Here is a 14,551-nt window from a genome sequence, read left to right on the forward strand (position 1 = left end):
GAATTAGATAAACAAAAGCCCACCTTGAGGTGGGCTTTTGTTTAGATTTTTCAATCTATCGAAACCGACGTAATATCTTTTGGGGGGCGATCGCTACTCCAAGCCCACCACACAGAACCACAGTGACAGTAGTAAAACTCTTGCCATTTGCGACGACGGTTTTCTGTAAGTACAGGCGATCGCCGATTTAGCCAAACTTTCTCAGCTTCTCGGCTACTTGAGTGGCAGTTAGGACAGCAAAATTCATAGGCATGTGTTGCCTTATTCGTCCATTCAGGCGGAAGGGTAGCAAAAGCGTCCATGTGATTATAAGTGTAGTAGCAATGGTTATCCAAAACTTTGAGGTTTTGAATTTAGCGGCAAACGGATACTATAAAATCCCGCCACACTATCAAACTGCTTAAATCAATATTCTTATGGCTTGATTTGAATCTATTCACAAATCGCCATTTACTAATAAAACAACCATTTAGAAAGACTGCCAGAGCATGTCACAAATCAAAGGTTAACACGAATGATAACTAAAATAATTACTATGCACATTATGGCTAATAATTAAATTTATGGAGCCAAATGCTGAAATTCGTCGTTTGTTAGATGTGATGCCTGCTTCTGGTCGGATGACGACAAAAATCGTTAGTAAGCCAGAGCAGGCAAAAGTGATTGACGCGTCCTTTCCCCAACCCTGGAATCAGGCGCGACCGATATATATTAATTTTGATTTGTGGCGTCGCTTGCCAAAACCGCAACGAGATTTGCTGCTGTTGCAGATGGTTAGCTGGTTAACGGGCGTGAAGTGGTTTAAACCCGACATTTATCAAGGTGTGGTGCTGGCGGGGCTGTTAGGCGGATTATTAGAAGCAGCACAGTCAGATGTGGTAGGTGTAGCCGTAGCCGGGGGATTAAGTGCGATCGCTGCTTTTCGGATCTGGCGCACTAATAAATCTCAAGAGTCAGAGCTAAATGCCGATGCAGCAGCAATTCGCGTAGCACAACGGCGTGGTTATTCAGAAGCTGAAGCAGCGCAGCACCTGTTATCTGCAATTGAAGCGGTAGCCAAAATTGAAGGGCGTTCCAGTTTAAATTTTACCGAGTTGATTCGTTGCCAAAACTTACGAGCGATCGCAGGTTTATCACCGGTGGGTATGCCAGAAAGTTATAAGTAGGAATGAGGAATACTTCATTAGTCAGAATAGTTAAAGAATCAGGAGAAAATTTGATAAATGAATAAGTTTTCCCTCAGATTGTGATAGCATCTGTGGCAATATTTTTGATCAAAGAAATTTAATTTTTCAATAACAATGTTAAACAAACAAATCATCAAATATACTTCGATATTCCCTTTTAATTCTCCTTGGTTTATTATTATTCTTTTTTCTGTTCTTGGGTTAATAGGTATTCTCAACCATTCGATGTGGCGAGATGAATTAAATCCCTGGCTTATTGTCAGAGATAGTGAATCTTTGGGGGATTTAATTGCAAATATTCGTTATGAAGGTCATCCTCTTTTATGGTATTTTTCTCTGGGTATTTTGAGAAGAATAGTCGATAATCCTATTATTATGCAAATTTTTCATTTGGCAATTACTGTTGTTTCGGTTACTCTTTTTTGCCTATATAGTCCTTTTAACTATCAACAAAAGTTTCTGTTTTCGTTTGGTTTCTTTCCTTTTTACGAATATCTTTTAATTTCTCGAAACTATGCCTTTAGTATGTTGTTTGTTTTTGCCTTTTGTACTATTTTTTCATCTAGAAAAATAACTTATGCTTATTTGGCAATTTTATTAGGTTTACTAGCAAATAGTAGTGCCTATGGTTTATTGGTATCGTTTTCTTTATCATTGACTTTGCTAGCTGAATTTTGTTTTGATAGTGAACATCGGCAGCAGTATTTTAGTCAAAGCCAAAAATACGACATATTTTTAAGTATTGTAGTTATCATTTTTTCTTTTATTTTATCTATTTGCATTATTACTCCTCCAACAGATAGTTATCTTCATGGTGGGTTAAATAATGGTTGGCTAATACAATTAGATGTTCATCATTTGTTGAGAAGTATAGGTAGAGTATTCGGTAGTTATTTATTAATTATTCCTGCACACACAAGATGGCTGGATTTAATCGTTTGTGCGATAATTGCTCTATTTATTGTAATTTTAACCTTAATTAAATTATCTGAAAAGCCAGTTGCTTTCTTTTTCTATATTATAGGTAATTGTGTCATATTTACATTTACATACTTGAGATTTATAGGTATGCCCCGTCATTATGGACATTTTTATTTAGTTCTAATAGCGGCTTTATGGTTGGGAAGTTATTATCAAAAGTCAATAGTTTTACTCAATAAGTTTTCTGTTCATCCAAATTCAATTACATTTGTTCAAAAATGGCATTATATCGCTTTAATGCTAATTCTTTATGCCCAATTTGGTGGAGGTATTTATAGTTTTTCAAGAGATTTAGTTGTACCATTTTCTGCCAGTCGGGAAACAGTCCAATATATTCAAAAAGCTGGTTTAGATAATGAGTTTATTGTTGCCAGTCGAGATGCAAATATGGCTCCTTTATCGGGTTACCTCAATCGAAAGTTTTACTATCCTGAGCTTCAAAAAATGGGAAGCTTTACTCTATTTAAAAAAGGTCGTCAAGATGTCGAACAAACTGAGATTTTAAGCCAAATTAATTCTCTATTCAAAAATCAAGATGAGCAAAAGAAAATTTTGCTTATTTTAAATAAAAAGCTGAATGCCAACCGAAATGATTTGAAAATTGTTCCGATTAAAGATTTTCAGAGAGGTTGGGTGGATAGTGAACGATATTATCTTTATTGGATAGATGAAGCATAAGGATAATGGGCCACATAATTTTGCAGTTTTCAGGCAGATTGCAGTTAATCTTCGAGGTAAAGAGAAGTACAAAATTTCATTTAGAAATATGGGATAGGCTTTTTTGTACTGGAAAAATCAGTATTTACACTTGAATAAATATATTACTATGAATACTTAATTTATCCAGTGGCAATCGATAGCACAAGATATTTCCTTAAAGCTACAACAAGGAACTAATCCTGCTTTATTAGGCATTTATAGCGCTGTTTTGCCGTTAGAAACTAAAGGCTTGATAATTATACAAGCAAGATGTATCGCCAAAACACACCATAAATAAGGCTTTTACGTCCTTTGACCTAGCTTGCCACCATTGATAACTAGCTGCAATGCGTGAGGCTAATCTACACTGGAATAAGAGAATGTGTGTTTAAATAACTTAGATGTTCGAGACTAAAGAGTTTAGTCATACCTTCTCGGTGTTGGGTTATGAAGTGCTTACCTCGTGTGGTAAAACTTAACTTAAATTCTGTCAGTTACTAACGGAGTTGATAGGAATGGGTAACTTTATTATTTTTGCCTTGATAGTAGTTTACGGAGGCGGCGTTTGGAAGTTTTGGAATGGGTTTGGACGGACTAATTTTAATCCAACTTTGACCAATCGCATTGGTTTATCTTTGCTATGGCCAGCTTTGTTTATTACAAATCAATCCTATCGTCGAAACTTTAGAAAGGCGTTGAAGGGCTAGAGTTTACTATTAAGTTTAAAGTCATCTGAACCTGAAGGTGACATATATTCCAATATAAATCTAACCCACCAACCCCCTTTCTCTAGTAGGGAAAGGGGGTTGTGTTTACTCATCCTAGAAGGAGAGGAATTAGGGGAGGGATAAGTTCGTAGTGTTTACAAATGCAATCGATTAGCGGTTGGAAAGTATTTCAGCTGATAAATTGCGAATTATTTGCCATTGGTCAGCAGATGGATTGCTGCACCTACCGCTGCGCCATCAACAGCATTTCCAAGGGTATCTTTGCTATCGCCAGTAATTACGCCAGTTACTGCGCTAGCGCCTGCACCGACTCCGACATCTTGAACAACGTTCCGGTTACGGCGATTGCGAGTGTTTCTCAGACCATTTGCACCATTGACAGCTGCACCAGTGACACCACCTTTAACAGCATTGTTTAATACACTACCATTTCCCCTAACTGCTCCGGTTACTACATTGGTAACAGCCCCAATACCTGCATCTCTTAATACTTGGTCATCAGCAGCAGCTGGTTTAGCGGGAATTATAGTTACGCCAGCTAAACTTGCAGCCATGAGGCTGGGTAGAAGTGTGCGCTTTAGGATATTATTCATTGTGTTACCTTCTCAAAACATCAAACAATTGGATAAAGCCTAAGTTACTGGAGTCAGAAGAAATCATATTTTTTTATTCGGACAACAGCAACTATTTATTGTTTGAGGACATGTATATGATCGCATTTATAAAGACATAACTGCATCTACTGAAAGCATGAACATAGATTAAGTCCTGAGAAGGCCTTGCTGATTTATTAGGCGATGCTGGATATTACACATTGACAAAATAATCCAAAAGTGAGTCGTTCTAAATTTTAGTATGAAAGTTTTATTTTTTCGTTACTAGTAAGCGATTTCCGATGATAATTTTATTTTTTCGTTACTAGTAAGCGATTTCCGATGATAAATTGTGTACCGTTGACCGTATCTATCTAAAGATAGTTGACAAGATTCTGAAATGAGTGACTTATAATCTGCACTTTTTAGAGTTGGCTGAAATGTGGGTGCTAGGGTGCGATCGGATTTGTATCTGTCGAGTTGAAAATTGTGCTTAAAATAATACACTCAGCTTTTATTTAAATTAAGAAAGTGATTTTACAAAAATAAACTATACTTCATGCATTGCCTACGTTGAAAAAATCATATCAATATGGCATTTTATTTAGGAAACTTATGCAATTTACTGATGATTATCTCTCACATAATACTAAAGAATTGGCGGAATTTTCTCTCAGTAGATGTTGAATTAGGTGACAGAGTTTTTGTAGTCGGGCCTAATGCCTGTGGTAAATCTAACTTTCTTGATGTATTCCGCTTTTTGCGAGATATTGCCAAACCAGGAGGCGGTTTACAGACAGCTGTCAGAGATCGTGGAGGCGTATCCAAGATTCGCTGTCTTTCAGCACGGCAAAATCCAAAGATTGAGATTGAGGTACATCTTTCAGACTACTCTAGTCATGAACCTATATGGAAATATGCTATTGGAATCACACAACAGACTAGAGGTTACCGTCAACCTATTTTGGCTTACGAGCGTGTATGGAAGGAAAATGTTAAGTTAATCGACCGTCCAGATAAAAATGATGAAAAAGACGAGTTAAGACGAACACAGACGCACCTAGAGCAAATCAGTGCCAATGCAGATTTCAGAGAAATTACTAAATTTTTTGAATCTGTTCTATATTTACACCTTGTACCTCAGTTACTCCGTTATCCAGATGCCTTTTCTGGACCAGGCGTTTCCGAAGATCCTTTTGGGCGAAGTTTTCTTGAGCGAATTACCAAGACTCCTGAAAAGACTCGTAAATCGCGTTTAACAAAGATTGAAAATGCTTTACGTACAGCTGTTCCCCAACTGAAACGTCTAACTGATACAAAAGATGAGATGGGTGTTCCACATTTGGAGGCAGTATATGAGCATTGGCGTCCTAAAGCAGGTAAACAAAGAGAGGATCAATTTTCAGATGGGACATTACGCTTGATAGGTTTACTTTGGTCATTATTAGAAACCGACTCACTACTACTTCTTGAAGAACCAGAGTTATCATTGAACGCAGCTATAGTTAAGAAATTGCCCTCATTGATGTATAGAATTCAACGTCAGAAGAAAAGACAAATAATTCTCACTACACATAGCGCTGATTTGCTGGAAGATGAGGGAATTGGGCTTGAAGAGATCCTGCTTTTAACACCAAGTCCAGAAGGAACTAATGTAATTCAGGCATCTTCGCTTGATAATGTGCGCGATCTGCTAGACGGAGGCTTCAACGTAGCTGAAGCTGTCTTGCCATTAACTAAACCATCTGAAATTAATAAATTGGAGCTTCAGTTATAGTGGACTTTATCCCTATTAACCTAGCTGTTGAAGATTCGCTAAGTGAGGCAGTGTTACAGGCAATTTTACTCCAATCTAAACTTCCTTATCAAGTAGGCACATGTTATTGTAAGGGCGGCTTTGGCTACCTTAAAAATAAAATTAAGGGCTTCAATAATGCTGCCAAAGGAACGCCTTACATAGTTTTAACAGACCTTGACACAATGGAGTGTCCATTGAAAGTAATTCAAGAATGGCTACCATCCCCAAAACACCCTAATCTTTTATTCCGTATCGCTGTTAGGGAAGTGGAAGCATGGCTTTTAGCTGATAGTGAAGCTTTTGCCAATTTTCTGGGAGTGCAGCAAACATCAATTCCTCAAGACGTTGATAAAATTAGTGATCCTAAACAAACACTGATTAATATTGCTAGAAAAGCCAAAAAACGTGAATTGCGTGAAGCTATTGTCCCACAACCTAATAGTACTGCAAAGGTAGGCCGAGACTATAACGGACAGTTGATTTACTTTGTTGAAAAGTTCTGGCGAGTGGACGTAGCTAAAAACTATTCTCCAAGTCTGGAACGGGCTGTAAATGCTATAACTGCATTTGAGCCTACATGGTAGAATTATGTGAAAAAAGTCAGTGCAATTACTTCCATAATTACTCATCAATAACGAGCATTTCTCAGGGCGATCGCTTTCTCCTCATAATTTCTAACTCAAGGTTCTATTCTTGCCCAGTTCTCCAAGCTCAGTCCTTCGACTCGCAGCAAGTCAGAATCATTAGAAACCAGAATTAATCCGCGTGCGATCGCTGTAGCCGCAATCAATATATCTTGCTCTTGGATAGTAAACCCCCTGCGTTGTAAGTCACATATATTTCACACGCTAGTTCAATAATCTCTAAATCATCGATTAATAAAATTTTATATATTTGACAAAATTTATTAAAATCAGCTAACTGTCTAGTTACATTGATAGCTAAAAGGCCTCGTTTGACTTCATAGTAAGTATGTAACTAATAAACACATCTTGTTTCAGACGACGGACTTACCGAAACTTATGGTCTACAATTACATTTCTCTTCAAAATATAACTAACAATATTTGAATCTAGTAAATAACTCACCTTATTGATCTTCCTTCTACTGCTGCATCAAAAATAGCTATTTGCTCCGGTGTTAAATCATTTAACGTACCTGAAACTGCCTCTAAAATTAAAATACTATCAATTCTGTCTGTCAAATCATCATCTTTAATTTCCCTCATTTCTTCTGGTGAAAATTGCCCAAATAGTTCAACTAACATGTGGATCATTTCCCGTGGTTTTAACTTTACTTGATATAAACTATTACCTTTAAATAAATTTTCCACAATTGGCGAGATCCGATTGATAAGTTCCTGATGATAGCTAGAAACTTCTTGCATAACTTCCTACCAATATTTAACTAATTACCTCAATTATAAACAATCCTCTTCAGCGCCCCTGTGTGTAAAAAAAAGGCGGGCAAGATGCCCACCTCACAAAATTTTGAGAATATTCTGTTGCTATTAACCCAACAATTGTTTAGCCTTAGCTAACACATTATCAACGCTAAAACCAAATTTCTCTAGACAAATATTGCCTGGAGCCGAAGCACCAAAGCGATCGATACTAACGCAATCGCCTTCAGTACCCACGTATTTGTGCCAACCGAAACTGCTACCAGCTTCTACAGACAAACGCTTGGTAACAGCTTTTGGCAGAACGGACTCTTTATAAGCCGCATCCTGTGCTTCAAAAAGTTCCCATGAAGGTAGCGAGACAACACGGACTTTCTTGCCTTCAGCCGTGAGTTTTTCGGCTGCGGTGACAGCGAGGCTCAATTCTGAACCAGTAGCAATCAAGATAATTTCAGGTGTACCTTGGCTATCCACAACGGTGTATCCACCTTTCGCTACGCCCTCAATTGATGTACCTGCCAAGTTGGGGACGTTTTGACGGGTGAACGCCAACAAAGACGGAGCGTTTTGCTTCGCTTTTTCAATCGCTACTTTATAAGCACCAGAGGTTTCGTTACCGTCTGCGGGACGGAACACGGTTAAATTAGGAATGGCTCGCAAGGAAGCCAGAGTTTCAATGGGTTGGTGTGTCGGGCCATCTTCACCTTGTCCAATGGAGTCGTGAGTCATCACCCAAATCACGCCAGCTTGGGAAAGCGCGGACAAGCGGATGGCAGCACGCATATAATCTGTGAAGATCAAGAAGGTAGCACCGTAGGGAATTAATCCCGAAGTGTGCAGCGCTATACCATTACAGATTGCGCCCATAGCATGTTCCCGCACACCAAAGTGGATGTTGGGGTTTTCGTAGTGCCCTTTTTGGAAGTCGCCCTTGCCCTTGATTTCAGTCAAGTTGGAGTGGGTTAAGTCAGCCGAGCCACCAATTAATTCAGGTAAAACTGCCGCTATTTTGTTGAGGCAAGTTTCTGAGTGTTTGCGGGTGGGCAGTCCTTTGTCTTCGGGGGTGTAGGTGGGTAGTACCTTATCCCAACCGTCGGGTAGTTTGCCGCTAATGTAGCGTTCAAATTCAGCTGCTTCTTGGGGATACTTAGCTTTGTAGTCGGCAAATGTTTTGTTCCAGTCGCCTTCGTAGCCTGCACCGCGTTCCACTGCTTTGCGTGCATGGTTGAGAGCGTCTTGTGGAACTTCAAAAGGCTCGTATTCCCAACCCAAATTTTTCCGAGTCAATGCTATTTCGTCTCCACCCAAAGCCGCGCCGTGAACGCCAGCAGTGTTTGCTTTATTGGGAGAACCATAACCGATGATGGTTGTCACCTTAATCATTGATGGTTTATCGGTGACAGATTTAGCTTCTTCAATTGCTTTGGCGATCGCTTCTAAATCGGTATTCCCGTTCTCAACGTGCAAAACGTGCCAACCGTAAGCTTCAAAGCGCTTGGAAACATCTTCGGTGAATGCCACATCTGTGGAACCGTCGATGGAGATGTGGTTGTCGTCGTACAGAGCGATGAGTTTGCCTAATCCCAAGTGTCCTGCAAAAGAACAAGCTTCACCGGAAATCCCTTCCATGTTGCAACCGTCACCTAAAATTACGTAGGTGTAATGGTCAACAATCTTGGTATCGGGTTTGTTATATTTTGCGGCAAGGTGCGCTTCGGCGATCGCCAAACCGACTCCATTGGCAATTCCTTGACCCAAGGGGCCAGTTGTGACTTCCACACCTGGGGTCATGAAGTTTTCGGGGTGTCCAGGGGTTTTGGATTCCCATTGACGGAATTGCTTGATATCTTCGATAGTGACGCTATCGTAGCCTGCCAGGTAGAGTAGGGCGTACTGCAACATCGAGCCATGACCGGCAGATAAGACAAAGCGATCGCGATTAAACCATTTGGGATTTTTGGGATTAAACTTCAAAAAGCGATCCCAAAGGACAAAAGCCATCGGAGCCGCGCCCATTGGCAGTCCTGGGTGTCCCGATTTTGCCTTTTCTACGGCATCAACAGCCAAGAAGCGGATCGAGTTAATACAAAGTTCTTCGAGGGATTGGGTTGCAACAGCCATAATCTCTTGTTTTTAACGACGGGTTAGCACTCTTCGTAGCTTCTTTTGCTGGGGTTATTTTAGATTCCCCCACAGTATCCTCATCATCCCATTCCCGCTTGTCGATGGACAAGCGGGATCTCCTGAGTTTCTGGTGATAAATCAAGCTGATAATTGGGTCATGCTGAACGCTTACTTTATATCGGAATGATATTTCTGATACTTTTAGCACAGTCATCTCAGGAGAGCCGACCAGCAATAAAATGGGAAATTTTTAGACGTATTTCTTAAAGGCCAGTGTGACATTGTGACCGCCAAACCCAAAAGAATTGGATATTGCCACCTCGACTTTTTGAGCGCGGCTAAAGTTAGGCACGTAATCTAAGTCACACTCTTGATCGGGATTTTCCAGATTGATTGTCGGTGGAATTTGGTCATTAGCGATCGCCAGTACTGTTGCGACTGCTTCAATACCTCCAGAACCGCCCAACAAATGACCTGTCATCGATTTGGTGGAGCTAATTGCCACCTTATAGGCATGTTCTCCCAAGGCTTTTTTGATTGCTGAGGTTTCAGTTGAATCATTAGCTGGGGTACTAGTGCCGTGGGCATTAATATAGCTAATCTGTTCGGGAGTTATGCCGGCATCTTTGAGGGCTAGTTCTATCGCTCTAGCAGCTCCGAGTCCACCGGGGACGGGGGAAGTGATATGGTAAGCGTCACAGGTCATACCATAGCCGATCATTTCGGCATAAATGTGAGCGCCGCGACTGAGGGCGTGTTGGAGTTCTTCGAGAATTAAAATTCCTGAACCTTCACCCAAGACAAATCCATCGCGATCGCGGTCAAAGGGACGGCAAGCATGAGCTGGGTCGTCATTGCGAAAAGAGAGGGCTTTGCAGGCGGCAAACCCAGCCATCGATAATGGTGTTACAGCTGCCTCTGTTCCGCCACAAATCATCGCCTGGGCATATCCCCCTTGAATTAAGCGAAAAGCATCGCCTACAGCGTTGGAGCCAGCGGCGCAGGCAGTTACAGGGCAGGAATTTGGCCCTTTAGCACCCGTGTGAATTGCCGTTAATCCTGCTGCCATATTGGCAATCATCATCGGTATCATGAATGGACTACAGCGATCGGGTCCACGGTTGAGGTAGATAGTTTGCTGGTCTTCTAATACCTTAATGCCGCCAACGCCAGAACCGATCATGACACCTACCTGTTCTGCATTCAGGTCATTAATAACTAATTCCGCGTTAGATATAGCCTGTTTTGCTGCCGCAACCCCAAATTGGGCAAATCGATCCATGCGCTTGGCCTCTTTGCGCTCCAAGTAATCGTGTGGATCGAAGTTTTTTACCTCACCAGCAATGCGGCAATCATGGCGAGACGCATCAAAAAATGTGATGTAGTCAATGCCATTACGTCCACTCAATAATCCATCCCAATATTCTGTTGCTGTGTTACCTATAGGTGTAATCGCGCCAACACCAGTTACAACAACGCGTTTACGTGTATGATCTGTCATGATTCAGTTAAAGGTGGCGAAAAAGCAGCAGGCATTAAATATTGCTGAGTTTCGAGTCCTGAGTTCTGAGTTTTGGAAGCACCCAAAGATCGAGAAAACTCCGAACTTTTGCCTCCTAAAACTCTAACTCCTAAACTTTTAACTGTTCAGCACTCAGTGAAAAGTCAAAGCAGCGGTTTTTGCCGTAGATGCCCAAAGGGGGCATGGCATTGCCATCTAAACTTTGGTGACTCAAAACTTTTTTTAAGCTGATGCGGTAACTTTGTTATTGATGTAATCTACTGCGTCTTGAACCGATACAATCTGCTCGGCAGCTTCGTCGGGAATTTCGATATCAAATTCTTCTTCCAAAGCCATCACCAGTTCAACGGTATCCAAGGAATCTGCTCCTAAATCTTCCATAAATTTGGATTGTGGAGTGATTTTGGTATCGTCTTCAACGCTCAGTTGTTCGGTGACGATTTTCTTGACCTTATCAAAAAGTTCCGTTTGGCTCATAAATAATAAAAGTCCTTAACCAGTTGCTAGGTTCTGCTCTTTATGGGAGACATTGTTTTGAGCATATACATCTTATCGTCAAGCGCGATCACCCGTATACTACCAAGGGGTTTTCTGTTAGAAAACCCCTGCCGTTCCTCAAAAGAATGGAGTAAATCTTCTTAGAATTGGGTAGGAGAGCGGGCTACGCCATCGTCGATACCGTGTAAATGCTTCGGTTGTCTAATTATTGCTAAATTTTTTTACAATGTCTCGATCAGTATTTAAAGCCTTGCTAGCAATAAGAATATGTAGATGCTGCGGCTTTGAACCTAGACGGTTAAAGGGTCGCTGAACGTCAAACATCAGAACTTTGGTGCTAACAAGGAATGATAAAACAGTTATTGTTTAGAGCGATCGCTCTAACCCAAACATACCTCTATGCTATCTCAGACACTTAAATACGCTTACTTCCCTGGTTGTGTTGCCCAAGGGGCCTGTCGGGAACTTTACCAGTCAACTCAAGCGCTTACTCAAGCACTGGGTATCGAACTGGTTGAACTTAAAAAAGCTGCTTGCTGCGGTTCTGGCACATTTAAAGAAGATTCTCAACTGCTGGAAGATACAGTCAACGCCAGAAATATTGCCCTAGCAGAAGAATTAAATCTGCCCTTACTTACCCATTGCAGCACTTGTCAAGGTGTTATCGGTCATGTCAATGAACACCTGAAAGAATGCCAAACAACTGACCCTGCTTACATTGAACAGGTTAATGGCTTGCTGGATAAAGAAGGCTGTTCGCCTTATCGCGGCAGTACCGACGTTAAACATCTTCTCTACGCCTTGGTAACAGATTACGGTTTAGAGGAAATTACCAAACGTGTCACCCGGAAGTTAACTGGATTAAAATGCGCGGCTTTTTATGGCTGTTATCTTCTCCGTGCCCAAAAATATATGCCCTATGATGACCCCTTCCAACCGGAAGCGATGGAAAATATGTTTCGGGCGGTGGGTGCAACACCAATTTATTACCGAGGTCGGACGCAATGTTGTGGTTGGCCCCTTGCTAGTTATGCCACTACCCAATCTTTCAAAATGGCGGGGATGCATATTCAGGATGCCTTAACATCTGGTGCTGACTGTATAGTTACACCTTGTCCTTTGTGCCACTTAAATTTAGATTCGCGTCAGCCAGACGTAGAAAAGGTTATTGAACAGAAGCTAGGTTTACCAGTGTTGCATTTACCCCAGTTGATTGCTTTGGCACTTGGGGTTAGTCCAAAAGAACTGGGTTTAGAACGCCACGTTGTTTCTACCAAGCCAGTGTTGGAGAAATTAGGCTTTTAGTTTGTAGAGTACAAGGTAGGTGCACAACAATGTACAGTGTTGTCAACTTAAGCTCAAGCGCTTGTCCCATATACGCTTTACCCCTCCCCTTGGTAAGGCTACGGTGTACACACAAGTGATCGAATCACTACCAGTCCTCAAATTACCCCACCCTAACCCTCCCCGTATGTATTGGGGAGGGAACTAGATTTTCCAATCTCCCACCTTTCCAAGGGGGATAATTCTACTTGTGTGTACACCGTAGTTGTAAAGGGGAGGGGCGGTTTTGGCTTTAGACAAAACCGGGGTGGGGTGACGCGGTGAGTAATGGTGGTAAGGGAATGAACTCAATATCACGTCTTGACAAGCGTTTCACGTTAAGTTGACACCGATGAACAATGTACAGCCCAAAGCCTTTGTCACAGTAACAAGTAAAAGTTTTGACTGCTGTAATTACTGAAGCACTCCGTCAAGCCCAACTAGCTTTAGTGAACTACTCAGACTTGCCTCCGGCTGAAGTCTGAGCTTCTGTAATCACGGGGGAGTGCCTAAACTTGATTTTCCTGCTCACAAGTATGCAGAATGAAACGGGTAATATACCTGCCCCACAAAGATAAATAAGAGTTTTAGAGAGTTTTTGCGTAAGTCCTCTTTTAGTTTAATCATTGCTATTTTTGGATTTACGTTGCAATTGTTTTAGCGATTGATACATATCTGGCAGGCGACTATAAACAGCACATACCTTGAGATATAGCTTGTAAGGAATTGCTGGAGTTCCTGAGACAATTTCTCCTGGTGCAACATCGCTGTGAATTCCAGTTTGAGCAGATGCGATCGCCCCATCTCCGATTTTCACTTGATTGGCTATTCCTGTTTGTCCAGCTAAAATAACGCGATTTCCCAGTTTCACGCCTCCCGCCATGCCAGCCTGACCTGCGATCGCACAGCCAGAACCGATTTGGCTACCATGACCTATTTGCACTAAGTTATCAATTACTGTATTACGACCTACCCGTGTTTCTCCGACAGATGGGCGGTCAATAGCAGTGTTACAGCCAACTTCCACGCCATCTTCTAAGACGGTATAGCCAGATTGTTCCATTTTTAACCAACCGGTACGGGTAGGAACATAGCCAAAGCCTTCTGAACCGATGACAGCACCACTGTGAATCACACAATCTGCACCGATGTGGGTGCGTTCGTGAATGGTACAGTTGGCATGTAAGGTGGTGCGATCGCCTATTTTGGCATCTGGATAAATCACCACATTGGGATGAATAATTGCGCCATCGCCAATTTCCACCCCTTGCTGAATCACAGCATGGGGGCCAATGTAAACATCATTACCAACTTTTGCCGTAGAGTGAATCACAGCGGTGGGATGAATTTCTGGGATGGGGCGATATGGTTGGTAAAATAGTGCGATCGCTTTGGCAAACAACAGTCGCGGATCTGAGGTTGCTATCCAGACAATACCCCTCTCTTGTGCAACCACCTGTAATTTTTCATCTTGGGGCAAAATTAAAGCACTAGCATTGGTCTTACCAACAAAAGACCCAAATTTTGGCCCTTCTACGTAGCTGAGAGTCCCGATGGTAGCTTCATCAATGGCTGCTACACCTGTAATTTCTGGGTCATGTTCTGGATTACTAGTCAGGCTATGATTGGTGACCGCATCACCAAATTGGCGGACGATTTCGCTGAATTTCATTGTTGGGTGGGTTCAAAATTGATC

At 41.6% G+C, this 14,551-nt stretch carries 13 protein-coding genes and 1 pseudogene; 6 read left to right on the top strand and 8 right to left on the bottom strand.

The window, feature by feature from the left end:
- Positions 1-50: 50 nt before the first annotated feature.
- Entirely contained in the window at positions 51-302 is a 252-nt protein-coding gene (locus ACEYW6_RS11195; protein ID WP_412979767.1) for a hypothetical protein, read from the bottom strand.
- Between the two features lie 261 nt (positions 303-563).
- On the opposite strand from ACEYW6_RS11195, the gene ACEYW6_RS11200 reads away from it, so the two are divergent.
- The 3 genes from ACEYW6_RS11200 (at position 564) to ACEYW6_RS11210 (ending at position 3,574) form a co-directional block, all read left to right on the top strand.
- On the top strand, positions 564-1,166 hold the full coding sequence (locus ACEYW6_RS11200) for a DUF3318 domain-containing protein (protein ID WP_412979768.1): 603 nt from the start codon (positions 564-566) through the stop codon (positions 1,164-1,166).
- Positions 1,167-1,301: 135 nt separating this feature from the next.
- The gene (locus ACEYW6_RS11205) at positions 1,302-2,846 is read left to right on the top strand and encodes a hypothetical protein (RefSeq protein ID WP_412979769.1); all 1,545 of its coding nucleotides are present in this window, start codon (positions 1,302-1,304) and stop codon (positions 2,844-2,846) included.
- 536 nt (positions 2,847-3,382) lie between these two features.
- A complete protein-coding gene (locus ACEYW6_RS11210) occupies positions 3,383-3,574 on the top strand; it encodes a hypothetical protein (RefSeq protein WP_118167650.1) in 192 nt (63 codons plus the stop codon).
- A 209-nt stretch (positions 3,575-3,783) separates the two neighbouring features.
- Here ACEYW6_RS11210 and ACEYW6_RS11215 read toward each other — a convergent pair whose 3' ends face one another.
- Positions 3,784-4,188 carry a hypothetical protein gene (locus ACEYW6_RS11215; RefSeq protein ID WP_412979770.1) on the bottom strand — a complete coding sequence of 135 codons (405 nt, stop codon included), beginning with the start codon at positions 4,186-4,188 and terminating at the stop codon, positions 3,784-3,786.
- Between the two features lie 628 nt (positions 4,189-4,816).
- Here ACEYW6_RS11215 and ACEYW6_RS11220 point away from each other — a divergent pair.
- A complete protein-coding gene (locus ACEYW6_RS11220) occupies positions 4,817-5,965 on the top strand; it encodes an AAA family ATPase (RefSeq protein ID WP_412979771.1) in 1,149 nt (382 codons plus the stop codon).
- Positions 5,965-6,570, top strand: a complete 606-nt coding sequence (locus ACEYW6_RS11225; protein ID WP_412979772.1) for a DUF4276 family protein — start codon at positions 5,965-5,967, stop codon at positions 6,568-6,570. Before ACEYW6_RS11220 ends, ACEYW6_RS11225 begins: the two co-directional genes overlap by 1 nt.
- 95 nt (positions 6,571-6,665) lie before the next feature.
- Here the strand turns inward: ACEYW6_RS11225 and ACEYW6_RS11230 are convergent.
- The 5 genes and pseudogenes from ACEYW6_RS11230 to acpP form a co-directional block, all read right to left on the bottom strand.
- Positions 6,666-7,074 (bottom strand): annotated as a pseudogene (locus tag ACEYW6_RS11230) (PIN domain-containing protein).
- A complete protein-coding gene (locus tag ACEYW6_RS11235) occupies positions 7,071-7,373 on the bottom strand; it encodes a hypothetical protein (protein WP_412979773.1) in 303 nt (100 codons plus the stop codon). The pseudogene ACEYW6_RS11230 and the gene ACEYW6_RS11235 overlap by 4 nt, the downstream one beginning before the upstream one ends.
- Before the next feature lie 123 nt (positions 7,374-7,496).
- Complete coding sequence (gene tkt / locus ACEYW6_RS11240; RefSeq protein WP_412979774.1) at positions 7,497-9,509, bottom strand: transketolase; 2,013 nt, start codon at positions 9,507-9,509, stop codon at positions 7,497-7,499.
- A gap of 253 nt (positions 9,510-9,762) precedes the next feature.
- The gene (gene fabF, locus ACEYW6_RS11245) at positions 9,763-11,013 is read right to left on the bottom strand and encodes a beta-ketoacyl-ACP synthase II (protein WP_412979775.1); all 1,251 of its coding nucleotides are present in this window, start codon (positions 11,011-11,013) and stop codon (positions 9,763-9,765) included.
- A 243-nt stretch (positions 11,014-11,256) separates the two neighbouring features.
- Entirely contained in the window at positions 11,257-11,511 is a 255-nt protein-coding gene (acpP, locus tag ACEYW6_RS11250) for an acyl carrier protein (protein ID WP_190891379.1), read from the bottom strand.
- Positions 11,512-11,931: 420 nt separating this feature from the next.
- Here acpP and ACEYW6_RS11255 point away from each other — a divergent pair, with 420 nt between their 5' ends.
- Positions 11,932-12,837, top strand: coding sequence for a CoB--CoM heterodisulfide reductase iron-sulfur subunit B family protein (locus tag ACEYW6_RS11255; RefSeq protein WP_412979776.1), 906 nt, complete (start codon positions 11,932-11,934; stop codon positions 12,835-12,837).
- A gap of 637 nt (positions 12,838-13,474) precedes the next feature.
- Here the strand turns inward: ACEYW6_RS11255 and lpxD are convergent.
- Positions 13,475-14,527, bottom strand: coding sequence for a UDP-3-O-(3-hydroxymyristoyl)glucosamine N-acyltransferase (gene lpxD / locus ACEYW6_RS11260; RefSeq protein ID WP_412979777.1), 1,053 nt, complete (start codon positions 14,525-14,527; stop codon positions 13,475-13,477).
- Between the last annotated feature and the right edge of the window lie 24 nt (positions 14,528-14,551).

It is taken from the genome of Nostoc sp. UIC 10607 (assembly GCF_047228265.1).
Lineage (GTDB): Bacteria > Cyanobacteriota > Cyanobacteriia > Cyanobacteriales > Nostocaceae > Nostoc > Nostoc foliaceum_A.

Excerpts from the sequence above, each read along its gene's own strand:
- ACEYW6_RS11205 (WP_412979769.1), top strand. The coding sequence starts at position 1,302 with ATGTTAAACAAACAAATCATCAAATATACTTCGATATTCCCTTTTAAT.
- ACEYW6_RS11255 (WP_412979776.1), top strand. The coding sequence starts at position 11,932 with ATGCTATCTCAGACACTTAAATACGCTTACTTCCCTGGTTGTGTTGCC.
- ACEYW6_RS11215 (WP_412979770.1), bottom strand. The coding sequence starts at position 4,188 with ATGAATAATATCCTAAAGCGCACACTTCTACCCAGCCTCATGGCTGCA.
- tkt (WP_412979774.1), bottom strand. The coding sequence starts at position 9,509 with ATGGCTGTTGCAACCCAATCCCTCGAAGAACTTTGTATTAACTCGATC.
- ACEYW6_RS11235 (WP_412979773.1), bottom strand. The coding sequence starts at position 7,373 with ATGCAAGAAGTTTCTAGCTATCATCAGGAACTTATCAATCGGATCTCG.
- acpP (WP_190891379.1), bottom strand. The coding sequence starts at position 11,511 with ATGAGCCAAACGGAACTTTTTGATAAGGTCAAGAAAATCGTCACCGAA.
- ACEYW6_RS11210 (WP_118167650.1), top strand. The coding sequence starts at position 3,383 with ATGGGTAACTTTATTATTTTTGCCTTGATAGTAGTTTACGGAGGCGGC.
- ACEYW6_RS11200 (WP_412979768.1), top strand. The coding sequence starts at position 564 with ATGGAGCCAAATGCTGAAATTCGTCGTTTGTTAGATGTGATGCCTGCT.
- lpxD (WP_412979777.1), bottom strand. The coding sequence starts at position 14,527 with ATGAAATTCAGCGAAATCGTCCGCCAATTTGGTGATGCGGTCACCAAT.
- ACEYW6_RS11195 (WP_412979767.1), bottom strand. The coding sequence starts at position 302 with ATGGACGCTTTTGCTACCCTTCCGCCTGAATGGACGAATAAGGCAACA.
- ACEYW6_RS11220 (WP_412979771.1), top strand. The coding sequence starts at position 4,817 with ATGATTATCTCTCACATAATACTAAAGAATTGGCGGAATTTTCTCTCA.
- fabF (WP_412979775.1), bottom strand. The coding sequence starts at position 11,013 with ATGACAGATCATACACGTAAACGCGTTGTTGTAACTGGTGTTGGCGCG.